General features: G+C 64.5%; 17 protein-coding genes and 1 tRNA gene. 6 read left to right on the top strand and 12 right to left on the bottom strand.

From position 1 onward, the window contains the following. The first annotated feature begins 2 nt into the window (after window positions 1-2). Complete coding sequence (gene recA, locus ACLBKT_RS04400; protein ID WP_410181741.1) at window positions 3-1,070, top strand: recombinase RecA; 1,068 nt, start codon at window positions 3-5, stop codon at window positions 1,068-1,070. A gap of 221 nt (window positions 1,071-1,291) precedes the next feature. Continuing rightward, window positions 1,292-3,961 carry an alanine--tRNA ligase gene (alaS, locus tag ACLBKT_RS04405; protein WP_410181742.1) on the top strand — a complete coding sequence of 890 codons (2,670 nt, stop codon included), beginning with the start codon at window positions 1,292-1,294 and terminating at the stop codon, window positions 3,959-3,961. Window positions 3,962-4,115: 154 nt separating this feature from the next. On the opposite strand, the gene ACLBKT_RS04410 is transcribed toward alaS, so the two are convergent. The 5 genes from ACLBKT_RS04410 to cpdR form a co-directional block, all read right to left on the bottom strand. Next, window positions 4,116-5,879: a cation:proton antiporter gene (locus ACLBKT_RS04410; protein WP_410181743.1), complete on the bottom strand. Its 1,764-nt coding sequence runs from the start codon at window positions 5,877-5,879 to the stop codon at window positions 4,116-4,118. A gap of 31 nt (window positions 5,880-5,910) precedes the next feature. Beyond that, window positions 5,911-7,551, bottom strand: coding sequence for a GNAT family N-acetyltransferase (locus tag ACLBKT_RS04415; protein WP_410181744.1), 1,641 nt, complete (start codon window positions 7,549-7,551; stop codon window positions 5,911-5,913). A gap of 19 nt (window positions 7,552-7,570) precedes the next feature. Further along, entirely contained in the window at window positions 7,571-8,794 is a 1,224-nt protein-coding gene (locus ACLBKT_RS04420; RefSeq protein WP_410181745.1) for an NADP-dependent isocitrate dehydrogenase, read from the bottom strand. Between the two features lie 223 nt (window positions 8,795-9,017). Further along, a tRNA-Val gene (locus tag ACLBKT_RS04425) sits at window positions 9,018-9,092 on the bottom strand. A gap of 80 nt (window positions 9,093-9,172) precedes the next feature. Then, a complete protein-coding gene (gene cpdR / locus ACLBKT_RS04430) occupies window positions 9,173-9,562 on the bottom strand; it encodes a cell cycle two-component system response regulator CpdR (protein ID WP_410181746.1) in 390 nt (129 codons plus the stop codon). Between the two features lie 281 nt (window positions 9,563-9,843). On the opposite strand from cpdR, the gene ACLBKT_RS04435 reads away from it, so the two are divergent. Further along, on the top strand, window positions 9,844-10,701 hold the full coding sequence (locus ACLBKT_RS04435; protein ID WP_410181747.1) for an N-formylglutamate amidohydrolase: 858 nt from the start codon (window positions 9,844-9,846) through the stop codon (window positions 10,699-10,701). Window positions 10,702-10,805: 104 nt separating this feature from the next. On the opposite strand, the gene ACLBKT_RS04440 is transcribed toward ACLBKT_RS04435, so the two are convergent. Together ACLBKT_RS04440 and ACLBKT_RS04445 are read right to left on the bottom strand one after the other, a co-directional pair. Continuing rightward, the gene (locus ACLBKT_RS04440; protein ID WP_410181748.1) at window positions 10,806-11,600 is read right to left on the bottom strand and encodes a SapC family protein; all 795 of its coding nucleotides are present in this window, start codon (window positions 11,598-11,600) and stop codon (window positions 10,806-10,808) included. 76 nt (window positions 11,601-11,676) lie between these two features. Further along, window positions 11,677-13,176 carry an FAD-binding oxidoreductase gene (locus tag ACLBKT_RS04445; RefSeq protein WP_410181749.1) on the bottom strand — a complete coding sequence of 500 codons (1,500 nt, stop codon included), beginning with the start codon at window positions 13,174-13,176 and terminating at the stop codon, window positions 11,677-11,679. A gap of 173 nt (window positions 13,177-13,349) precedes the next feature. Here ACLBKT_RS04445 and ACLBKT_RS04450 point away from each other — a divergent pair, with 173 nt between their 5' ends. Together ACLBKT_RS04450 and ACLBKT_RS04455 are read left to right on the top strand one after the other, a co-directional pair. Next, entirely contained in the window at window positions 13,350-13,937 is a 588-nt protein-coding gene (locus ACLBKT_RS04450) for a hypothetical protein (protein ID WP_410181750.1), read from the top strand. Window positions 13,938-14,080: 143 nt separating this feature from the next. Next, window positions 14,081-15,544, top strand: a complete 1,464-nt coding sequence (locus tag ACLBKT_RS04455) for a DEAD/DEAH box helicase (protein ID WP_410181751.1) — start codon at window positions 14,081-14,083, stop codon at window positions 15,542-15,544. Window positions 15,545-15,548: 4 nt separating this feature from the next. On the opposite strand, the gene ACLBKT_RS04460 is transcribed toward ACLBKT_RS04455, so the two are convergent. Both ACLBKT_RS04460 and ACLBKT_RS04465 read right to left on the bottom strand, forming a co-directional pair. Beyond that, complete coding sequence (locus ACLBKT_RS04460) at window positions 15,549-16,289, bottom strand: hypothetical protein (RefSeq protein ID WP_410181752.1); 741 nt, start codon at window positions 16,287-16,289, stop codon at window positions 15,549-15,551. Next, window positions 16,289-18,601, bottom strand: a complete 2,313-nt coding sequence (locus ACLBKT_RS04465; RefSeq protein ID WP_410181753.1) for an ATP-dependent helicase — start codon at window positions 18,599-18,601, stop codon at window positions 16,289-16,291. The genes ACLBKT_RS04460 and ACLBKT_RS04465 overlap by 1 nt, the downstream gene beginning before the upstream one ends. A gap of 374 nt (window positions 18,602-18,975) precedes the next feature. Between ACLBKT_RS04465 and ACLBKT_RS04470 the strand changes: the two genes are divergently transcribed. Then, a complete protein-coding gene (locus ACLBKT_RS04470; protein WP_410181754.1) occupies window positions 18,976-19,317 on the top strand; it encodes a hypothetical protein in 342 nt (113 codons plus the stop codon). On the opposite strand, the gene rsmD is transcribed toward ACLBKT_RS04470, so the two are convergent. From rsmD to ACLBKT_RS04485, 3 genes are all read right to left on the bottom strand, one after another. Next, window positions 19,314-19,895, bottom strand: coding sequence for a 16S rRNA (guanine(966)-N(2))-methyltransferase RsmD (gene rsmD, locus ACLBKT_RS04475; protein ID WP_410181755.1), 582 nt, complete (start codon window positions 19,893-19,895; stop codon window positions 19,314-19,316). The genes ACLBKT_RS04470 and rsmD overlap by 4 nt on opposite strands. Then, window positions 19,892-21,010 carry a pseudouridine synthase gene (locus tag ACLBKT_RS04480; protein WP_410181756.1) on the bottom strand — a complete coding sequence of 373 codons (1,119 nt, stop codon included), beginning with the start codon at window positions 21,008-21,010 and terminating at the stop codon, window positions 19,892-19,894. Before ACLBKT_RS04480 ends, rsmD begins: the two co-directional genes overlap by 4 nt. A 98-nt stretch (window positions 21,011-21,108) precedes the next feature. Continuing rightward, the gene (locus ACLBKT_RS04485; protein ID WP_410181757.1) at window positions 21,109-22,362 is read right to left on the bottom strand and encodes an aromatic ring-hydroxylating oxygenase subunit alpha; all 1,254 of its coding nucleotides are present in this window, start codon (window positions 22,360-22,362) and stop codon (window positions 21,109-21,111) included. Between the last annotated feature and the right edge of the window lie 52 nt (window positions 22,363-22,414).

Here is a 22,414-nt window from a genome sequence, read left to right on the forward strand (position 1 = left end):
CGATGGCTACCCAATTGAAATTGGTGGAAGAGGACAAAAAAGCCGTGGATCGTCAAAAGGCTCTCGAAGCTGCGCTTGCACAGATTGACCGTGCCTTTGGCAAGGGTTCGGCGATGAAGCTGGGCTCGAAGGAGGCGATGCAGGTCGAAGCGATTTCGACCGGATCGCTGGGTCTGGACATCGCGCTCGGGATCGGCGGCCTGCCGCGCGGCCGGGTGATCGAAGTCTATGGCCCGGAAAGCTCGGGCAAGACCACGCTGGCGCTCCACGTCATTGCCGAAGCGCAGAAGATGGGCGGCACCGCGGCTTTCGTGGACGCTGAACACGCGCTCGACCCGGTCTATGCCAGGAAGCTCGGCGTCGACATTGACGAGCTGATCGTCTCGCAGCCGGATACTGGCGAACAGGCGCTCGAGATCGTGGACACGCTGGTGCGTTCCAACGCGATCGATGTGCTGGTGGTCGATTCGGTCGCGGCGCTGGTGCCGCGCGCGGAAATCGAAGGCGAAATGGGCGATTCGCACGTCGGCCTTCAGGCCCGCCTGATGAGCCAGTCCCTGCGCAAGCTGACCGGCTCGATCAGCCGCTCGCGCTGCATGGTGATCTTCATCAACCAGCTGCGCATGAAGATCGGGGTGATGTACGGGAACCCGGAAACCACCACCGGCGGCAATGCGCTGAAGTTCTACGCTTCGGTCCGTCTCGATATCCGCCGCACCGGGCAGATCAAGGACCGTGACGAGATTACCGGCAACGCCACCCGCGTGAAGGTGGTCAAGAACAAGGTCGCCCCGCCGTTCAAGCAGGTCGAATTCGACATCATGTACGGCGAAGGCATCTCCAAGATCGGTGAGATCATCGATCTCGGCGTGAAGGCGGGGCTGGTGGAAAAGTCGGGGAGCTGGTTCTCCTATGACAGCATCCGCATTGGTCAGGGCCGGGAAAACGCCAAGACCTATCTCAAGGAACATCCTGAAGTTTGCGACCGTTTGGAAGCTGCGATCCGCAGCCGCACCGATCAGGTCGCCGGGGAAATGATGGCAGGGCCGGACGCGGACTCTGACGACTGATCCCTAAGCGGGTATCGGGCAAGCATCGCGCGCTTGCCACCCGGACAACCGTGAAGCCGATCACCATCCCGCTATGGGGTGCTGGTCGGCTTTTCGGTGCGGGGCGTCGGCGGGTCATTGCGTGGTCATTGTGCCATCATGGCCCGGTCGTCGCCGCGGCGTGACGGCCGATTTTGCGCGCTCCATTGCGAAATCGTCGCGGTTTGCCTAACTGCACCGCCATGACATCGACGAACGAAATCCGCCGCTCCTTCCTCGACTATTTCAGCAAGGCTGGCCACACCGCCACGCCTTCGGCACCGCTTGTGCCGTATAATGATCCGACGCTGATGTTCGTCAACGCCGGGATGGTGCCGTTCAAGAATGTCTTCACCGGGCTGGAAACCCCCGTATCCCCGCGCGCTGCCTCCTCGCAGAAATGCGTCCGCGCGGGCGGCAAGCACAATGATCTCGACAATGTCGGCTACACGGCGCGCCACCATACCTTCTTCGAAATGCTGGGGAATTTCTCCTTCGGCGACTATTTCAAGGAGCAGGCGATCGAACACGCCTGGACGCTGCTCACGCGCGAATGGGGCCTGCCCAAGGACAAGCTGACTGTCACGGTCTACCACACCGACGATGAAGCCCATGCGCTGTGGCGCACAATCGCCGGTCTGCCCGATGACCGCATCATCCGCATCGCCACCAATGACAATTTCTGGTCGATGGGCGACACCGGCCCCTGCGGCCCCTGCTCGGAAATCTTCTACGATCACGGCGACCACATTTTCGGCGGCCCTCCCGGCAGCCCCGATGAGGATGGCGACCGCTTTGTCGAGATCTGGAACCTCGTCTTCATGCAATATGAGCAGCAGGCCGACGGCACCCGTCGCGATCTGCCGAAGCCTTCGATCGACACCGGCATGGGCATCGAACGCGTCGCCGCCGTGCTTCAGGGCGTTCACGACAACTACGACACCGACACCTTCAAGGCCCTGATCGCCGCCAGCGAAGCGCTCACCGGCGTCGCTGCGCAAGGCGAACAGGCTGCGTCGCACCGCGTGATCGCCGATCACCTGCGCTCGACCAGCTTCCTGATGGCCGACGGCGTGCTCCCCTCCAACGAAGGCCGCGGCTATGTCCTGCGCCGCATCATGCGCCGCGCGATGCGCCACGCGCACCTGCTCGGCGCATCCGAGCCCTTGATGCACCGCCTCGTCCCTGCGCTCGTCACCGAGATGGGTCAGGCCTATCCCGAGCTCGTCCGCGGTCAGGCGCTGATTTCCGAAGTGCTGGAACGCGAGGAAGCCCAGTTCCGCCGGACGCTCGACAAGGGTCTGAAGCTCCTCGACGAAACCACGGGCGACCTGGCCGAGGGCGGCGAGCTCGACGGCGAAATCGCCTTCCGCCTCTACGACACTTACGGATTCCCCTATGACCTCACCGAAGACGCCCTGCGCGTGCGCGGGATCGGGGTCGACAAGGACGGGTTTGACACCGCAATGGCGCGCCAGAAGGCTGCCGCCCGCGCGGCGTGGAAGGGCAGCGGCGACGCGGCGTCGGGCGAGGTCTGGTTCGACATTGCCGAACGCGAAGGCGCGACCGAGTTCACCGGCTATGCCGCCACCAGCGGAGAAGGCCGGGTGGTCGCGATCGTCAAGGGCGGCGCCGAAGTTGCCACCGCCGCAGCGGGTGACGACGTCGTGATCCTCACCAATCAGACCCCGTTCTATGGCGAAAGCGGCGGTCAGACGGGCGATGCCGGGACGATGGCGAGCCTTGCGGGTTTCAAGGGCACCGTGACCGACACCTCCAAGCCCCTGGGCCGTCTCCACGCGCATCAGGTGCGGATCGAAGCGGGCGAAATCGCGGTTGGTGACACGGTCGAGATGAAGGTCGATGCTGACCGGCGTGACCGTATCCGCGCCAACCACTCGGCCACTCACCTGGTTCACGCTGCGCTCCGCAACCGTCTGGGCGGGCATGTGACGCAAAAGGGCAGCATGGTGGCCGAAGATCGCCTGCGGTTCGATTTCTCGCATCCGGTGGCGCTTACGCCCGATGACATCGCAGCGATCGAAGCCGAAGTGAACGCCGAAATCCGCGCCAACGAGCAGGTTTCGACCCGCCTGATGACCCCGGATGACGCCGTAGCCGCAGGCGCTCTCGCGCTGTTCGGTGAAAAATACGGCGATGAAGTGCGCGTGCTGGCGATGGGCCGGTCGGGCAAGGAAGGGCGCAATTACTCGGTCGAATTGTGCGGCGGCACCCATGTGCGCGCGACCGGCGATATCGGCGTGTTCCGCATCGTGTCGGAAAGCGCGGTCTCCTCGGGCGTCCGCCGGATAGAGGCGATGACCGGCGAAGGCGCGCGCCAATGGCTGGTGAGCCGTGAGGAGGCGCTCAAGGCGGCGGCAGGGGTGATCCGCGCGACGCCGGAGGAAGTGCCCGCGCGCCTCGCGGCGCTGCTCGACGAGCGCAAGCGGCTCGAAAAGGAACTGGCTGAGGCAAAGAAGGCGCTGGCGCTGGGCGGTGGCGGTTCGGGCGGCAGCGCTGCGGCGACCGATGAAGCCGTCGCCGGAGTGGCTTTCAGCGGTCAGGTGCTCGACGGGCTCGACCCCAAGGAACTGCGCCCGCTGCTCGATGCGGCCAAGCAGCGCATGGGATCGGGTGTGGCGGTGATCATCGCGGTCAATGATGGCAAGGCGAGCATCGCGGCCGCAGTGACGGACGATCTCACCGGCCGGTTCAGCGCGGTCGATCTGGTGCGCGCGGGCGTGGAAGCGCTTGGCGGCAAGGGCGGTGGCGGTCGACCTGACATGGCGCAGGGCGGCGGGCCGGATGGCAGCAAGGCGGCTGAGGCGCTCGCAGCGGTGAAGGCGGTGCTGACCGCTCAGCCGGCGATCTGAGCCGGGCTCTGGCCTTGCAGGATTCGCATTCCAGCATTGTTCCCGCGGGTGTCCACTGAGTAAGCGGGCGTAAATCTCATCGGGGCCCGCCCGAGGCGGTGCGCTCGGCGTGCTTATCGCCTGTGACCTGGCCGCCGACGGGTGATTTCGATTCTCAGCCCGTCGTGCTGGTGCGCAGTTTCGGCTTTTCGCTCAGCCCGCCATCCCGCTCCAGCTGTTCGCGGAACTCGTCGCGCTTGGCGTGGATCGAGGCGATGACCGGACCCATCGCTACCCCGATATCGACCAGCACGGCCTCTGATAGCTGGAGCGAGCTTTCCAGCGTCTCGGGCACCGCGTGGCTTGCGCCGGCGCGGTACAGGGCTGCGGCGTGGTCGGTGTCGCGGGCGCGGGCGACGATCAGCAGATCGGGGTAGGTCTGCCGCAGCCTGGTGACAAGCCGCTGTGCCAGCACCGGCTCGTCCATCGTCAGCACGACGGCGGGGGCGACCTCGACCCCGAGCCGGGCCAGCGTATCGCCGCGGGCAGCATCGCCGAAGATCGCGCGATAGCCGTCGCGCTTGGCATCGGCGATGAGGTCGGGGTTGGAATCGATCATGACATAGGGCTTGCCATGGGTCTGCATCATGTCGGCCACGAGCCGACCGACGCGGCCGCCTCCGACGATAATGGTGCGAATATCGTCGCTGTCATCCGTCCCGCCGACTGCGGCGACCCCGTCCACCCGGCGCGCGATCATGGCGCCAAGCTTCGCCAGCAGCGGCGTGGTGGTGAGGCCAATGGCGGTGACGGTCTGCCAGAAGCGCGCCGTTTCCATGTCGATCACCAGCGCGCTTGTCGCGGCGGCGAGGACGATCAGCGTGGTTTCGGAGGGCGAGGCCATCAGCACGCCGGTTTCTGCTGCCGTGCTGGGCCGCGCGCCCATCAGGCGGAGCAACACGCCGGTAACCGCCGCCTTGAACACCAGCACGCCGACCACCGCGAGCGCGATCTCGCCGATTTGCGCGCCGATATCGAACAGGTTGACGCTCATGCCGATGGTGATCAGGAACACACCGAGCGCCAGGCCCTTGAACGGCTCCATGATCTGCTCGACTTCGGTGTGATACTCGGTTTCGGCGATCAGCAGACCGGCGATCAGCGCGCCGACGATGGGCGAGAGGCCGACCAGCGCGGTCGCCAGACTCGCGCCGATCACCACCAGCAGGGAAGCGGCAAGGAACAGCTCGGGGTTCTTCGTGCGCGCGGCCTGTGCGAACAGGCGGGGGAGGGCGAACCGGCCGACGATCAGCAGCACGGCGATCACCAGCCCGCCCTGCCACAGGGTCTCGACCATCCCGGCCCAGCCATCATCCGCCGCATTGGGTGCCAAGGCACCGAGGATGAAGATGATCGGGACGATCATGATATCCTCGAACAGCAGCATCGATAAGGCAGCGCGCCCGACCGGCGTGCGGGTGCCGGAAATCGGCAGCACGATCGCCGTGGAGGAGAAGGCGAGCGCAAAGCCAAGCGCCAGCGCGCCGGCGGGACTCAGGCTGCCGGCCAGCCCGAGGAAGACGGCGAGGGACGAACCGATGATCAGCAGCTCCAGCGCGCCGAGCCCGAACACCAGCTTGCGCATCGCCCATAGGCGGTTGAAGCTCAGCTCCAGCCCGATCGCGAACAGCAGCAAGACGATGCCGAAATCGGCGAAGGGCGTGAGCCGTTCGGGATCACTGATGGTGACGTAATAGAGCCAGGGTATTCGCTCGACCAGCGAGCCGAGGCCGAACGGGCCGACCAGCACACCGATCAGGATGAAGCCGATGATCGGCGTGATGCGGAACCGGGCGAACACCGGAATCACGATTCCCGCCGCGCCAAGGATCACCAGCGCATCGGACAGGAAGGGAGAGAGGGTTAGTTCGCCGGCCACGCCATCGGCTTAACGTGGCACTGCGCCCCTGTCATCCACCGCCTGCGCCGTGCGGTCCGATTGGCGGCTTCTGCCCGGTGACATGCTGTTCGCCCAGCGGGTCCTTGCTGTTGCCGACGCGCTTGTCCCACTCGATCCGGTAGAGATCGAAGCGGCGGTCGGCGAGGTTCTGCACCGTGCCTTCGGCGCGTGCCCAGCTGAGATCGGCGAGATTGACGTCGCTGATCGTCAGGGTCTCGACATTCTCTGAGGCCTCGGCCGCGATCCCGTCCCGCGCGAAGGGGAAATCGCACGGGGTGAGGATACAGGACTGGGCATATTGAATATCCATGTTGGCGACGTTCGGCAGGTTGCCGACATTGCCGCTCATGACGACAAAGCACTGGTTCTCGATCGCGCGCGCCTGCGAGCAGTAGCGCACCCGCATGTAGCCCTGGCGGCTGTCGGTGCAGAACGGCACGAAGATGATCCGCGCGCCTTCATCGACGAGGCGCCGGGCGAGTTCGGGGAATTCGCTGTCGTAACAGATCAGCACGCCGATCGGGCCGCAATCGGTGGGGATGGCGTCGATGGAATCACCGCCCTTGATATTCCACCAATAGGCCTCGTTGGGGGTGGGGTGGATCTTCTCCTGCGCGTGGATCGAACCGTCGCGCAGGCAGACATAGGCGACATTGTGGATGTCGCCGTCGGGCATCCGGGTCGGGTGCGATCCGCCGATGATGTTGATATTGAAGGCGAGTGCCATTTCCGACAGGCGCTGGCGAATGCGCGGGGTGTAATCGCTGAGTGCCTCGATGGCTTCGAGCGGGGTGAGTTCCTTCGGCTCGGCCGAGAGCAGCATCACCGTGAACATCTCGGGGAAGACGATGAAGTCCGCTTCGTAATCGGCAGCGACATCCACGAAATATTCGATCTGCTTCATGAATTCATCGAAGCCGGAGACCGCGCGCGCTTGCAGCTGACAGGTCGCGATCCGCACGCTTTCGACATCGCGCGGCAGGCGGTGCTTGGGTGGGGCGTCGCTATCCACATAGGGGTTGCGCCAGATCATCCGCACGGCATTGCCGCGGCTGGCTTTATCCTCGGGCAGGTACTTGGGCATGATGCCCGCCGCTTCAAACCCGTTGGCGAGTTGGAAGCGGAGCACCGGATCGTGGATCTTGCTCTCGATCACGAGGTCGAGATATTCCTGCGGCGTATCCGCACGGTTCGCCTTGCGGCGCTTGGCACGGGCATAGCCGGGCATCCGTCCGCCAAACACGATTCCGGTGAGATCGAGCCGTTCGGCCAGCGCGCGGCGCTCTTCGTAGAGCCTGCGTCCCAGCCGCGTGCCGCGCACGGCCGGATCAACGCAAAGCTCATAGCCGTAGAGCCAGTCGCCGGTCGGATCGTGACGGCTGCCGAAGCCGTTCCCGGTCACTTCGTCCCAGGTGTGATCCGACAGCGCCACACGCGCGTCGAGCCGCATCGAGGCGCAATAACCCACCACCGCGCCATCAAACAGCGCGACGAAGCAGCCTTCGGGGTAATTGTTGATCTGCCCGCGGATTTCGCCCTGCGTATAGGCAGGCAGATCGTCATAGGCACGGCGCACCAGCTCGCCGATCGCCCGCACGTCTTTCAGTTTGGCCTGGCGGATTTCCAGACGTGCGGTTGATCGGCTTGCCATGATACGTCCTCGCCAGGCCTCAGGCCCAGCCGGCCATTTCCTTTTCGAGGTTCTGCGCGACGGTCTCGAAGAACTGCTCGGTGGTCTGCCATGCCTGACCGGGGCCGATCAGCAGTGCCAGATCCTTCGTCATGTGGCCCTTTTCGACCGTCTGTACGCAGACGCGCTCGAGCGTTTCGGCGAACCGCACCACGTCGGGCGTCCCGTCGAACTTGCCGCGATAGATCAGGCCGCGCGTCCAGGCGAAGATCGAGGCGATCGGGTTGGTCGAGGTCGCCTTGCCCTGCTGGTGCTGGCGATAGTGGCGGGTCACAGTGCCATGCGCGGCTTCGGCTTCGACGGTCTTGCCATCGGGCGAGAGCAGCACCGAGGTCATCAGGCCGAGCGAGCCGAAGCCCTGTGCCACGGTGTCCGACTGCACGTCGCCGTCATAGTTCTTGCACGCCCAGACGAACTTGCCCGACCACTTGAGCGCCGAGGCGACCATGTCGTCGATCAGGCGGTGTTCGTAGACGATGCCCTTTTCCTTGAACTGCTCGGCAAAGCCCTCGGTGTCGAACACCTCCTGGAACAGGTCCTTGAAGCGTCCGTCATAGGCCTTCATGATCGTGTTCTTGGTGCTGAGATACACCGGCCAGCCGAGGTTGAGACCGTAGTTGAAGCTCGCGCGGGCGAAATCGCGGATCGAATCGTCGAGGTTGTACATCGCCATCGCCACGCCGGCGCTGGGGAAATCGAACACGTCGAGATCGATCTTTTCGCCGTTGTCGCCGTCCCACACCAGCCGCAGCTTGCCCGGGCCGGGAATCAGGGTGTCGGTCGCCTTGTACTGGTCGCCGAAAGCATGACGGCCGACCACGATCGGGTCGGTCCAGCCCGGCACGAGGCGCGGCACGTTGTCGATCACGATCGGTTCGCGGAACACGACGCCGCCGAGGATGTTGCGGATCGTGCCGTTGGGGCTCTTCCACATCTTCTTCAGGCCGAACTCCTCGACCCGCTGCTCGTCAGGCGTGATGGTCGCGCACTTCACGCCCACGCCATACTGCTTGATCGCATTGGCGGAATCGACGGTCACCTGATCATCGGTCGCATCGCGGTTCTCGATCGAGAGGTCGTAATACTTCAGGTCAATATCGAGGTAGGGCAGGATCAGCCGCTCGCGGATCCATTGCCAGATGATGCGCGTCATCTCGTCGCCATCGAGTTCGACGACGGGGTTGGCGACTTTGATTTTCTGCATGGCTGTTGCCCTATCCTTCTTGCCCCGTCTGCGCAGGGCTGTGGTGATTGACCGACAGGAAGTTGTTTCGAGCCCGTCCAAAGGCTCACAGATCCCGCCGCGGCTTTAGCAGAGGAGGGCAGGCTTGCAAGCGCCGCACATGCGAATGAAACGCAACAGCCGATGCAGTGGACGCAGGGCACAAAAAAGCCCGCCGGGGGGCGGGCTGTCTTGGATCACGCGATGGTGGGCGTAGCAAGGATTGAACTTGCGACCCCTACGATGTCAACATAGTGCTCTACCACTGAGCTATACGCCCGCACCATCGGATCGGCCCCTTCTCGGGGCGGAGGCGGCCCTTAACGCAAGCCCTCGGAAGGTGCAAGCGATTCGGGTATCTCACCCGCGCAGCGCGTCAGCTTCCTCGAACACACGTTCCACTTCCAGCACCAGATCGCGCAGGTGGAACGGCTTTGACAGCACCTTGGCGGTCGGCTGTTCGCGGCTGGCGCGCAAGCTGACGGCAGCAAAGCCGGTGATGAACATCACTTTGGTGCGCGGGGAAATCTCGGCACAACGCTGGGCGAGTTCGATCCCGTCCATTTCGGGCATCACGATGTCCGAGAGCAGCAGGTCGTAATCGCCGCTTTCCAGCAGCGGCACGGCATCAGTACCGCGGTCGACCGCGCTGACGAAGTAGCCGGCATTGGTGAGCGCCCGTTCGAGATAGGCGCGCATCGCCTCTTCGTCCTCGGCGAGCAGGATGCGGGGGGTGCGTGTCGCTGTCATGTCAGGCGCATTAGCAGCACCGGCTTAAGAAATCTTTGTGCGTGCGACAGAATACATCCGATGTGGCACGAATTGGCACGAATTGGCATGCGGGAGCGAGAGGTCGGTCGGCCGATCAGGCTTTGACAGGCCTGCGCAAAACCGTCAGCAAGGGTAACGGAATGTCATCGCCCTCCCGCTCCTCTCGCTCTGGACTGTCCCCGGTTCGCGCCTCGCTGAGCGGCGGGTTTGTGCCGGGTCTGAATCATGCGCCGGCCTTCACGCTGACAACGCCGCCGCGCATGAGCCTGCCGGTGCTGGTGGCGGTCCCGCACGCGGGGCGCGCCTATCCTGCCGCAATCACCGCCCGAATGCGCGATCCTGCCCTGGCGCAGCTGCGGCTGGAGGATCGTCATGTTGATCGGCTCGGCGTGGCGATTGCGCGCGAGACGGGCGCGGCGCTGCTGGTGGCCCATGCGCCGCGTGCGCTGCTCGATCTCAACCGCGCCGAGGATGACATCGACTGGGACATGATAGAAGGTGGGCGGCCCGAAGGCGTCATGACGTCAGAGCCGGGCCAGCGTGGCAACGCCCGCGCGCGCAGCGGTTTGGGGCTCGTGCCGCGCCGCCTGCCGGGATCGGGTGAGATCTGGCGCGGACGGCTTGCGCCGACTGAACTTGACGCGCGGATCGAGGGAATCCACCGCGCCTATCACGCGGCGCTCGATGCAGCGCTCGCGCGGATTCGGGCTGAATGGGACGCGGCGTTGCTGATTGACCTGCATTCCATGCCGCCGTTGCGCCCGTCTGAAGGCGAAGCGCGCGCGCCGGTGTTCGTGCTGGGCGACCGGTTCGGGGCATCGTGCCACACAGTGCTGATGGGCCGGGCGCTCACCCATCTGGAAACGCGCGGTGTCTCTGCCGCGCAGAACCGACCCTATTCGGGCGGCTATGTCCTCGATCGCCATGGCAAGCCGCAAGCGGGCGTCCACGCAATGCAGATCGAGGTTTGCCGCGCGACCTATCTTGATCGGCAGATGGCCGAGCCGGGCCCGGGACTTCCGGCTGTGGCCGCCCAGCTCGCCGCCCTGACCCGCGAGCTGGGGGCAGAGACAGCCTTGCTCGGCGGCCATGAAGGCCTGCGTCAGGCCGCCGAATAGCCCGCTGAGCCATCCCAACGCAAAACGGGCAGGCGGCCCATGGCCTGCCTGCCCGTCATGTTTCGCAAACCAGCGCCGGAACGTCGCCGCCCCGGCCTGCTGGATCAGTTGAGCGCGGGAGCTGCGGCGCCCTGACCCGGGGTCGGTACCTTGCCCTGTGCAAGCTGGCGCTCGAACAGCGAGCGCATCAGATTGAGCGAGAACAGGTGCGCGTAGATCAGCATCAGCATGCCGTTCTTGGTGAGCTCTTCCAGCTTGGCGGCCGGCAGTTCGCGCAGCTTGGCTTCGTCGACCATGCGGAACCCGCGATAGATGAACGGCGTGTCGGGCATATCATTGCGGGTGATCGCAATTTCGCCGTCCATCAGGACGTCGAGCTTGGCGAGTTCGTCCATGAAGATCTTGGTGCGCTGGCCAGCTTCTTCGAAGCGGCGGCAGAATTCGAGCACGCCCTGGGTGTACTCGGTCGGCTGGCCCGCTTCGTCGAACATGGCAAGGCCTTCGTCCATCTTGCCGATCAGGCCGGAAGACGGATCGAAGCACAGCGACATGTCTTCGCTGGTCGGCTGAAGCTTGGCGAGGATGAAGGGGTAACGACGCGCATAGGCGGGAAGGTAGACGACCTGGTTGATCTTCATGTCCTCGCCCACAAAGGTGTTCACACCTTCATTGAGGCCGAACAGCGCGATCGGCAGGGGGCTGTCACCCGCAGTGAAAACGATCGGGTAATCGCGCTGGGCATCGACGAATTCGTCCGAGGTCAGCGGGATGGCATGGGTTGTGGCGAGATAGGCGGCGCTTTCAAGCGTGCCCGCTTTCCAATCCGCATGGTCGCGGCTGTTGAGCGGCAGAAGGTCATTGTAGAACAACGGAAGTTGCGGTTGCGGCGCGCTGGCCATGACATCGTCTCCGAAAACGGTGGTGGTTGATCCCCTCAGCGGAAAAGGATTGCTCCCGCTGTCGAAAGCGCGGCCCTTAGGCCTTTGCCGCCGTGCGCGCAAGCCGTGCGGCTTCGCGTGCAGGCGGGCTGAGGAGGAGTTTGCCCGGATTGAGCAGATTGCCCGGATCAAGCGCGGCTTTGACCTGTGCCATCACAGCCAGCGCGACCGGATCGTGCAGGCGGGCGAGCTCTTCCACCTTCATCTGTCCGATCCCATGCTCGGCGCTGATCGACCCGCCCCATTGCGTCACCAGGTCATAAACCCGCGCGCTGACGTGCTTGCCGTCTGCTTCCTCCCACACCCCGCGCACCGCGCCTTCGGGGGCGAGGACGTGGAAGTGGACATTGCCGTCGCCCAGATGGCCAAAGGCGACCGCGCGGGTGCCGGGGAACGCGGCCTCGACCGCGGGCGCAGCGGCCAGGATGAACTCGGGCATTTTCTCGACCGGCACCGAGATGTCGTGCTGCATCGCCGGGCCGAGTGCCCGCTCGGCCGCTGAAATACCGTCGCGCAGGGCCCAGAACGCCTCGGCCTGCGTGTCACTGGCGGCGATCACCGCATCGGCGATCAGACCCTGTTCCAGCGCTGCGCCAAGCCCCGCTTCCAGCCGCTCGCGCAAGGCGGGGCTGTCCTCAGTTGGGGAGACACATTCGATCAGTGCGTTCCACGCATGGGGCTCGCTCAAGGGCGCGCGCGCCGTCGGCTGATGCGCGAGGACGGACGCTAGGCAATGCGCCGGGACGACCTCGAACCCCTCCAGCGCCTCGCCCAGCGCCCGCTCCATCTGCCGCAACAGCGTGCGTGCCTCGACGATTCCGCCAAGGCCGACCCATGCCGTCGCCCGCCCGATTGGGGCAGGCAGCAAGCGGAGACAGGCCGCCGTGACGATGCCGAGCGTGCCTTCGGAGCCGATCAGCAGCTGCTTGAGATCAAACCCACGATTGTCCTTCTTGAGCGGGGTCATCAGGTCGAGCACCTCGCCCGATGCCAGCACCGCTTCCAGCCCCAGCACCTGCGCGCGCATGGTGCCGTGGCGCAGAACTTGCGTGCCGCCTGCATTGGTGGCGATCAATCCGCCAATGGTGGCGGACCCCTTGCCCCCGAGTGTGAGCGGGAAGCGCAGCCCCGCCGCATCGGCGGCATCGTGTAACGCCTGGAGGATGACGCCAGCCTCGCACACGGCTTGGCCGGTGGCGGGATCGACCAGCCGAATCCGGTCCATGCGCCGCAGGGAGAGCAGGATTGCCGTGCCCGTCTCGTCAGGGGTCGCACCGCCTGCCATGCCGCTATTGCCGCCTTGGGGCACGATCGGCACGCCATGCGCCGCGCAGAGCTTCACCAAACCGGCCACTTCAGCGGTCGAGGCGGGCGAGGCGAGGGCGAGCGCGCGGCCGGTGTAGCGACCGCGCCAATCGGTCAACCAGGCGTCCACCCGCTCGGGGTCCGTGGTCAGACCGCGTTCGCCCAGCAAGGCTGCGGTCTCGGCGAGGAAGGCATCGGCGTCGACGCAAGGGGGCGGGGAGGGGTGATTCATTGTTGCCTTCATGCCACACTCCGCGACGATTTTGCCACCGCTTTCGCCCTGATCCGAACGACAGTTAAGGCATGGTTCAATTGAGGATGCTACGGCTATGCCATCCCTGACGCATCATTTATTCGCCGCGCGTTTGCCGAAATTGCTCGTTTCCAGGAGAATCCTCCCCGTCCATGCATAGCCTGTTCGCCTTTGCAGCGCCGCTGACGCTGTTTCTGCCCTTGGCGGCAGAAGTGGCAGAAGTGGCCGATGTGCCGGGCGATGGCGCGGGATCGGCGGTGTCGGCACCGCAGTGTGATGTGGCAGCAGCAGGGGATGAGCCGGTCGAGCCGGTGGCGGTCAATCCGCTGTCGGCCCTGCGCCAATCCTCCATTGTGCGACAGGTGCGCATTGAACAGCGCGTCGTCGTCCGAATTGCCCCGCAATCGGCAAGTTCGCGCCGGAACTTGCTCGCCGATCTGCCGCAGCGCGCGGTTGCTCCGCAGTTCGAGGAAGGCGGCAAGGAAAAGTGCGTCGCGCTTGACGGGATCGCCGGCGTTCAGACCGGAAGCGGCAACCGGCTGGTGCTGTTCCTGCGTGACCGGCGGATGATCTCCGTCAACCTCGAAAAATCGTGCCGCGCCCGCGACTTCTACTCTGGCTTCTATGTCGAGAAGAACAAGGACGGACGGCTGTGCGTCGAGCGGGACAAGCTGCAATCGCGCACCGGCGCGCGCTGCGAGGTCGATACCATGCGGGAACTGGTCGAAGTGCGCGACTGACCTGTCGCGCTCCGCCCGTGCGATTCCTTGACTTTTGCGGCCATTTGCAGGAAAGGCGCGGCGGCCCGATGCTACGCTGACCGCGCGCAGGGCCGTAATCCCGGCAGCAACCCTGCCCGCTATTTTCGGACACCACACACCGCATGACCTTCGCCGATCTCGGCCTTTCGCCTGAATTGCTCAAAGCCGTTGAAGACGCGGGCTATACGACGCCGACCGCGATTCAGGCGCAGGCGATCCCGACCGTGCTGATGATGCGCGACCTGATCGGGATCGCTCAGACCGGGACCGGAAAGACGGCAAGCTTCGTGCTCCCCATGATCGACGTGATGGCCGCCGGTCGCCGCCGCGCCCTCATGCCGCGCTCGCTGATCCTCGAGCCGACGCGCGAACTCGCCGCTCAGGTGGCCGAGAATTTCGAGAAATACGGCAAGAACCATGATCTCAAGATGGCGCTGCTGATCGGCGGCGTGCAGATGGGCGATCAGTTGAAGGCCCTGAGCGACGGCGTCGATGTGCTGATTGCGACGCCCGGCCGGTTGATGGACCTGTTCGAGCGCGGCAAGATCATGCTCAACGGCTGTGAGCTGCTGGTGATCGACGAGGCCGACCGGATGCTCGACATGGGCTTCATCCCCGATATCGAGTTCATCTGCTCCAAGCTGCCTGAAACGCGCCAGACGATGCTGTTCTCGGCCACCATGCCCGCGCCGATCGAAAAGCTGGCGAAGAAGTTCCTCAACAACCCCAAGCGGATTGAAACCGCGCGCGCCGCGTCCACCAATGCTGACATCACCGCCTTCAAGGTGCCGGTGAAGTCTCGCAGCAAAAAGGACACGCTGCGCTGGTTCCTCGAAAATGACCTGATCGAAACCGCGATCATCTTCGCCAACCGCAAGACCACGGTGCGCGAATTGAACCAGAGCCTTAACCGCCACGGCTTCCGTTCGTCGGAAATTCACGGCGACATGGACCAGTCGAGCCGGATCAAGGAGCTAGATCGGTTCAAGGCGGGCGAAGTCAATATTCTGGTGGCGTCCGACGTCGCGGCGCGCGGTCTCGACATCAAGGGCGTCTCCCACGTCTTCAACTATGACACGCCGTGGCACCCGGATGATTACGTCCACCGCATCGGCCGCACCGGCCGTGCAGGGGCCAAGGGCCGGGCCTTCACCTTCGTGTCGGAGGAAGATGCCGAAGCGATTGCGAATGTCGAAAAGCTGACCGGCAGCGCGATCAAGGTGTTCGGCAAGGAGGACGTGCGCGTCGACCTGTCCGAAGTGATCGCCAAAGCCGAAGCGGCCAAGGCCCAGGCTGAACCCGAGGCTCGCACCGAAGACGCGCGTGGCGATCGCCCCGAACGCAAGCCCCGCCGCGCCCGCGAAGACCGCGAGGAGCGCGCCCCGCGCGAGGAACGCGCACCCCGCGAAGCCCGTCCCCCGCGCGAGGAACGCCCCCGCCGCGAAAAGCCCGGCCCGCGCACCGACCGCGTCACCGCGAGCGACGACCAGAAGCCGCGCCGGCGCTATCACGAGGACGACGAACCCGTGCCCGCAGGCGAATGGAACGGCCCGCGTCCGGGGTTTCTGGATGTCGGGTTTGGCTGAGGCCTTAGTGGTTTACAGTGCCGGTTACGCGTCCAACTCTAACGTCGAGCGCGCGTTCCGCCTCTTCCTCGGAGGTGAAAAAATCAGCTAGGTTGGTGTGATGATCGAGGGTTAGCTCAACGAATTCTTTGTCGTTGCACAATTCGTTCATCTCGTCGACAACGTCCGCATTACATTTTTGGGTGAATTTGTCGCTCAATAACAAAGCTCTGTGGATCTGCCTTTTTGCCATGTCTTGGAGTGGGGCTTGTTTAAAAAGTCTTCGACTGCCTGTCATGATCCGGAGATCCTCAGGGTTATCAAGCGGTATACAAACCGCCTCCACGTGCCAAGATTGCCCATCATCTAAACGGCCCGGACCATAGTGAGCGATTGCGTCGTTCCTGAGATCGCATAGCTTTTCATGAACCACTTTCTGTTTATCGGTAAATTCGCTTTTGAAATCGAAGTTTCGTCGGTGTTTTGATGACGTTCTTGTAGCGCGAACATAGAGGATGATTGCCGAATTAAGCAGTGCAAGCGCTGCGTCGCTCTGCCAGCTACGTGCCTGTCCTGCTTGAATGGAATGTTCGGCTTGAACTTGAGCAATTTCGAGAGACAAAAGCATATCGAGAGCAATCTCGAGATCAGTCCTGATCGAATGAGCCGACAAAAGCCTTTCTATTTTATTTTTTAGAATTAAATACTTGTCAGGAATACTCCCGGCAAGACTCGCCAAATCCAAAGCTCTAAATCTATCGCTCACTAACCCACCACCGTCACGAACGAATCCAGCACCCGCTTCTCACCCGCGTCCTCGAACATGATGGTGAGCTTGTTGCCCTCCTGATCGATCACGCAGCCGGTGCCGAACTTGGCGTGCGTCACCATCGCGCCGATGGCGATGTCGCTGCGGGCGGGCGCGGCGAAGCTGGCGGCTGAGCGGGTGTTCTCCCGGACGCGAGCGGGCTTGGTGTCGTAGCCCGAGGTCAAAGCGCGCTGCCACCCGGGGCCGCGTTGTTGCGCGCGATCGGGTCGGTCGCGCGCGACATGGGCGAAAGGATCATCCTGCTCGCTCCAGTTCGCCCGCCATAGGGACGCGCCGCCGGTCAGCGTGGTTTCCTGCTCGATATGCTCTTCGGGCAGATCCTCGATGAAACGCGAGGGGATGGAACTGGTCCACTGGCCATAGATCCGGCGGTTCGCCGCGTGGAGGATCGTGCAGTGCCGCCGCGCTCGGGTGATGGCCACGTATGCGAGGCGGCGTTCCTCTTCCAGGGACGCCAGCCCCCCTTCGTCGATGGCGCGCTGCGAGGGGAATACGCCTTCCTCCCAGCCGACGCAAAAGACATTGTCGAATTCCAGCCCCTTGGCGGCGTGGATCGTCATGATCGTCACCGTTTCCTCGGCATCCGACCGGTCATTGTCCATCACCAGGCTGACGTGTTCGAGGAAATCGCCGAGCGTCTCGTACTCCTCCATCGCGCGGGCGAGTTCGGAGAGGTTTTCGGCGCGGCCGGCGCTTTCGGGCGAACGGTCGGCGGAAAGCATCGCGTTGTAGCCCGATTCCTCCAGCACCAGACGCAGCAGATCAGCGGGCGAGAGCGTGTCGGACGCCTCGCGCCAGTGCAGGAACTGGCGCATCAGCCCGCCGATGGTCATCGCGCTGCGCTTGGGCAATTCGTCGCTGTCGGCCAGTTGCAGCGCTGCGGCAGCCAAGGGCAAGCCGGTGCGGCGGGCGTGGCTGTGCATCTGTTCCAGGGCCTTCGCACCGAGCCCGCGTTTGGGCTGGTTGTGGATGCGTTCAAAGGCAAGGTCGTCCTGCGGCTGCGCAATCAGCCGCAGGTAAGCCAGCGCATCGCGGATTTCGGCCCGTTCGTAGAAGCGGAAACCGCCGATGATGCGGTAATTGATCCCGATCTGAATGAAGCGGTCTTCAAATTCGCGGGTCTGGTACTGGGCGCGCACCAGGATGGCGACCTGATCGAGCGCCGCGCCTTCGCGCTCGAGCCGCTCGATCGCTTCGCCCACCCGGCGCGCTTCTTCGGGCGCGTCCCACACGCCGATGACCTTGACCTTGTCGCCGCCGTTGACCTCGGTCCACAGCGTCTTGTCGTGGCGCTGCGAATTGGCCCGGATCAGGCCCGCTGCCGCGCCCAGAATGTGCGGGGTCGAGCGGTAATTCTGTTCGAGCCGGATCACTTCGGCGCCGGGGAAATCCTTCTCGAACCGGAGGATATTGGCGACCTCCGCCCCGCGCCATGAATAGATCGACTGGTCATCATCGCCGACCACGCAGATATTCTTGTGCCCGTGCGCCAGCAGCCGCAACCAGAGGTACTGGACGGCATTGGTGTCCTGGTATTCGTCCACCATGATGTAGCGGAAGCGGCGCTGGTAATCGGCGAGGATGTCGTGATGGCTGCGCAGGATGTTCAGCATGTGCAGCATCAGATCGCCGAAATCGCAGGCATTGAGCGCCTTCAGCCGTTCCTGATAGCGGGTATAGAGCGCGGTGCCCTTGCCATTGGCATAGGCTTCGTTCTCCACCGCATCGAGATCGGCGGGGTTCAGTCCGCGGTTCTTCCAGCGGTCGATCAACCCGGCCAATTGCCGTGCGGGCCAACGCTTTTCGTCGAGATCGGCCTCGACAATCAAAGCCTTCAGCAGCCGCAGCTGATCATCGGTGTCGATGATGGTGTAATTGTGCTGGAGGCCGACAAGCTCGGCATGGCGGCGCAGCATCTTCGCGCAGATCGAATGGAAGGTGCCGAGCCACGGCAGCCCCTCTGCCTGCGGGCCGAGGTGGTGCGTCACCCGTTCCCGCATCTCGCGGGCGGCTTTGTTGGTGAAGGTCACGCACAGGATCTGCGAGGGATAGGCGCGTCCCGTCGCCACCAGATGCGCCAGCCGGGCGGTCAGTGCGGCAGTCTTGCCCGTGCCCGCACCTGCCAGCATCAGCACCGGTCCCTCGGTTGCCAGCACAGCCGCGCGCTGCGGCGGATTCAGCCGCGCGGCATAAGCGGGGACGGAACCGGAATCGCGCGCTTGCGGGGGGGAGGGCAGATTGGTGCTCATGATCTGAGGCGAACAGGTAGGGAACAATTCATGCAGGGGCAAGCTGCGAGGTGAGCTTTGCCAAGATCGCGCGGTAGGCGGAAGATCGCCTTGCCGCCTTTCAGCCACAATTGCCGATGGGCTGTGGCCTCGGCGGGATGTCTCGCCGGGGCTTGGGTTGCCTCTCGGGCTGACCGCCCCATACTCAGTGGTGTCAGGTCAGCAGGGGACTGAGCGACCAGACAGAATTTTTGCGTTCGTTGTGCTTGGGTCAATTGGAAATGGAGTTACCCATGCATAAGTCTCTGAATACGTTCGGTCTCGCTAGCGCAGCTATCGCTCTGGCGTTGACCCCGGTGATGGCCGGTGCACAAGAGCAGACTGCGTCTGAGCCGATGCCGGATACCACCGCCGCACCCGCGCCTGATGCGACAACACCGCCTGTCGCGGACACCACCCCGCCGGCCGCAACCGAAGCGCCTGCGCCGATCCCGGCGCCGGAACCCACTGCGGAGCAGGTCGCTCAGGTGGAGTCGTGGCCAGCTGACAAGCAGGCCGCTTACAAGGCCTGGTCTCCCGCGGCGCAAAATTACTTCTGGTCGCTGACCGATGAGCGTCAGGACATGTTCTGGCGTCTGACCGACGGCGACAAGGAAACTCTGGCCAAGCTGACGGACACGCAGCGGGAAACGGCTTGGGCGCAGATCAAGACCAAGCTTGACGCTCTGAGCAGCTAAACGCCCCGCTCAGATGGACCCGGGTCGGCATCGGGTGTGGCCAGTCGCAACAGACTGAGCTTGCCCTTGCCGACCCGGCGTTCGGCTTCCATCGCCAAGCCTTTGATTGCCACATCTTCCTTGAAGCTGGTTTCGAGCGCGATCCACGTCTCTGGACCGATCCAGCCCAGCCGCCGCAAGCGATCCAGCGCCACCTCGCCCGCGCCTGATTGATAGGGCGGATCAGCGAGAATGAGGTCCAGTGGTGCCGCCGCTGCCCGCAGTTGCATGACCGATCCCACCTCGACCCGCGAACGGGCTTCTGCGCCCAGCGCTGTGATATTGGTGCGGATCACATCCACCGCCGCGCGGTCCTGTTCGACGAAGAGACAATGCGCTGCTCCCCGAGAGAGGGCTTCCAGCCCGAGCGCGCCGGAGCCTGCGAACAGGTCCGCAATCTGCAATCCCTCAAAATCGCCCAGCCGACTCGTCAGCATCGCAAACAGCGTTTCACGGGCACGGTCAGCCGTGGGCCGCGTGCCATCGCCCTTCGGTGCGGCGAGCTTACGGCCTCGCCACTCGCCTGCGATGATCCTCATTTGCGCGGACCTCGCGGGGGGGTAAGGCCGCGTGTCGGGGCCGGACGCTTGCGCGCGCTGGCGCCCGAGCGCTTAGAGCGCGGTCCGTCGCGGGTGCCTTTGCGCGGCGCGTTGGTGAGGGTTTCGGCGCCCTTGCGCGGTGCGGGGGACGCAGTCGGGCTTCTGCGCGGGGTGCCCTTTGCAGGCTCAGCTTCCTTGCGTGGAAACACTCCCGCATCGGCATCTTTACGTGGGGCAGGGCGAGCGGCAGGGCCTTTGCGGGCGGGAGGACGCGGCGGGCGCGCAGCCTTTTCCGGCGCGGCGATCAACACCTTGTCGGCCTTCTTCACCCCGCCACGCGGAATCGGCGTGCCGGTCATCTCCGACAGGAAATGCGCCACCGGCTTGCCGGTTAGCTCCACCGCCTGCCCCCGTGGCAGATCGCCGAGATGGAAGGGGCCATATCCTATGCGGATAAGCCGGTTGACCTGCAAACCCAGATATTCCAGCACCCGGCGCACTTCGCGGTTCTTGCCCTCGGTGATGGTCATTTCGATCCACAGATTGCGGCCCGAGGGCCGTTCGAGGTTTGCATTGATCGACCCATAGCGCACGCCATCGATCTCCACCCCGTCCATCAGGTCTTCCAGCTGGCCCTGTGTCACCACCCCGAAAGCTCGGGCGCGATAGGTGCGCGGCACCTGCGTCGCGGGCAGTTCCAGCGTCCGCTTCAATCCGCCGTCATTGGTGAGCAGCAGCAGGCCTTCGGTGTTGAGATCGAGCCGACCGACCGGGATCAGGCGCGGCGTACCAGCGGGCAGGGCGTTGCGCAGCGCCGTGTAGATCGTGGGGCGGCCCGCCATGTCACGCTCGGCCGTCAGCAGGCCGGTGGGCTTGTGGAACGCGAACAGCCGCGTTGCTTCGGCGGCAGCGACCGGATTGCCATCAACCGTCACCCCTTTGAGGCTGGCGAGGATCGTAGCGGGGGTATCGAGCACCTTGCCATCCAGTGCCACGCGCCCGTCCGCGATCATCCGCTCGATCTCGCGGCGGCTGGCAACACCCGCGCGGGCGAGCAGCTTGGCAATGCGATCGCCTTGAGGGCGATTTTCGGAGCGGGGGGGCTGGGTGGGCATCATCCGCCCATAAGTTCCTCCCCGTTGCATAGCAATGGGGAGGGGGACCGCTCGCGTCAGCGGGTGGTGGAGGGGTAGGGAGTGAGGTTCCCCCTCCGTCAGCCCTTCGGGGTGCCATCTCCCCATGCCGGATCAAGTCCGGGACGGGGAGGAACGGTTTCGTGCGCATACCGCTGCGCTGCGTGATGCGATGAGTTGGCACTTCGCAGCGCTTCGCTCACAATCTGGTCGAACCGCGCGATCCCGCCTTCGAGCGTGCCGAGCGTGATGTGCTCCACCGCGCCGGAGGAAAGCCCCTGCTGGCCGAGCTCGGCGGCGCGGAAATCCTCGCTCGCGAAGACCCCGCCGTCGAGCAGATTCCAGCTCTTTTCCCAATGGGCCAAGGCCTTTTCGGTCTGTGGTGCCTCGGGGATCAGCATGAAATCTTCGACGAGCGTGCAGTCGGCTGCCTGCGGCATCAGCACCATCACGTTGACGTAATCGGGACTCGGCACGATCACCGTCGCGGGTAGGAGCTGGTAGGCAAAGGTCACCACCCGGCGCAGCGCCGCCATGTCGGTGAGGTCGACGCTCTCCATCTCCTCCAGCCGCCCGACGGCCGAGCGCTGGTGCGGGCCGATCTGGTCGCCCGCGGTGATCCCGTCCTTGAAGAACGGGCCGATGGTGGCGGCGTGGAGGCGGGTGACATGGTAGCTTTCAAGGAAGGCATCCATGATGAGCTTCCAGTTGCCCTTCACGGTGTGCGTCCGGCGGCGGAACAGATGCGCATCTCCCAGACCAAAGGCGTCGAGGTCATTGCCCAAGGCCTGCGCATCGCTGAAATCGGCCTCTGCCACCGGCGCAAACCAGATCAGCCCGCCAGCCTCAAGACTGGGCAGTTCGACCAGACCGTAATCCGCCTTGTCGAGCCCCGGAAATGTCTCGGGCCGGGGCAGGGCCAGCAACCCGCCGTCGAGCCGGTAGGTCCATGCGTGATAGGGGCAGACGAGCCGCTTGGCGCACACCGCCTCGCTTCCCTCCACCAGCCGGGTCCCCCTGTGGCGGCAGACATTGAGGAAGACGTGCGCGCGCCCCTCGGCATCGCGGGTGATGAGCAGCGGGAGGCCAGTCGCATCATGCGGCACCGCCATGCCCGGTTCGGGCAGCAAGGCGGACGGCGCGAGCACCTGCGGCAGCCGGTCAAACAGCGCGGCTTTCTCGCGCGCGAAGTGATCGGGGCTCGTGTAATTGCTGGCAGGCACCGTCTGGATTCCGCCAGCGACCTTGGCGCGGCCCTCCCGGATCGCCTCGGCCAGCGCCAATTGGCCCGGCGTTGGACTCAAACGGGGCAAATCTGTTGCTGCGGCGTTCATCGCTCTTTTCTCATCCTCTTCCCTGCGCCTAGTGTGGCAGAGATCCGGATCA

This window comes from Erythrobacter sp. W302b (assembly GCF_046452395.1).
GTDB lineage: Bacteria > Pseudomonadota > Alphaproteobacteria > Sphingomonadales > Sphingomonadaceae > Erythrobacter.

What these genes read in the sequence shown, in the direction of transcription:
- recA (WP_410181741.1), top strand. Translation starts at nt 3, where the DNA reads ATGGCTACCCAATTGAAATTGGTGGAAGAGGACAAAAAAGCCGTGGAT.
- alaS (WP_410181742.1), top strand. Translation starts at nt 1,292, where the DNA reads ATGACATCGACGAACGAAATCCGCCGCTCCTTCCTCGACTATTTCAGC.
- ACLBKT_RS04415 (WP_410181744.1), bottom strand. Translation starts at nt 7,551, where the DNA reads ATGGCAAGCCGATCAACCGCACGTCTGGAAATCCGCCAGGCCAAACTG.
- ACLBKT_RS04420 (WP_410181745.1), bottom strand. Translation starts at nt 8,794, where the DNA reads ATGCAGAAAATCAAAGTCGCCAACCCCGTCGTCGAACTCGATGGCGAC.
- cpdR (WP_410181746.1), bottom strand. Translation starts at nt 9,562, where the DNA reads ATGACAGCGACACGCACCCCCCGCATCCTGCTCGCCGAGGACGAAGAG.
- ACLBKT_RS04435 (WP_410181747.1), top strand. Translation starts at nt 9,844, where the DNA reads ATGAGCCTGCCGGTGCTGGTGGCGGTCCCGCACGCGGGGCGCGCCTAT.
- ACLBKT_RS04440 (WP_410181748.1), bottom strand. Translation starts at nt 11,600, where the DNA reads ATGGCCAGCGCGCCGCAACCGCAACTTCCGTTGTTCTACAATGACCTT.
- ACLBKT_RS04445 (WP_410181749.1), bottom strand. Translation starts at nt 13,176, where the DNA reads ATGAATCACCCCTCCCCGCCCCCTTGCGTCGACGCCGATGCCTTCCTC.
- ACLBKT_RS04450 (WP_410181750.1), top strand. Translation starts at nt 13,350, where the DNA reads ATGCATAGCCTGTTCGCCTTTGCAGCGCCGCTGACGCTGTTTCTGCCC.
- ACLBKT_RS04455 (WP_410181751.1), top strand. Translation starts at nt 14,081, where the DNA reads ATGACCTTCGCCGATCTCGGCCTTTCGCCTGAATTGCTCAAAGCCGTT.
- ACLBKT_RS04465 (WP_410181753.1), bottom strand. Translation starts at nt 18,601, where the DNA reads ATGAGCACCAATCTGCCCTCCCCCCCGCAAGCGCGCGATTCCGGTTCC.
- ACLBKT_RS04470 (WP_410181754.1), top strand. Translation starts at nt 18,976, where the DNA reads ATGCCGGATACCACCGCCGCACCCGCGCCTGATGCGACAACACCGCCT.
- rsmD (WP_410181755.1), bottom strand. Translation starts at nt 19,895, where the DNA reads ATGAGGATCATCGCAGGCGAGTGGCGAGGCCGTAAGCTCGCCGCACCG.
- ACLBKT_RS04480 (WP_410181756.1), bottom strand. Translation starts at nt 21,010, where the DNA reads ATGCCCACCCAGCCCCCCCGCTCCGAAAATCGCCCTCAAGGCGATCGC.
- ACLBKT_RS04485 (WP_410181757.1), bottom strand. Translation starts at nt 22,362, where the DNA reads ATGAACGCCGCAGCAACAGATTTGCCCCGTTTGAGTCCAACGCCGGGC.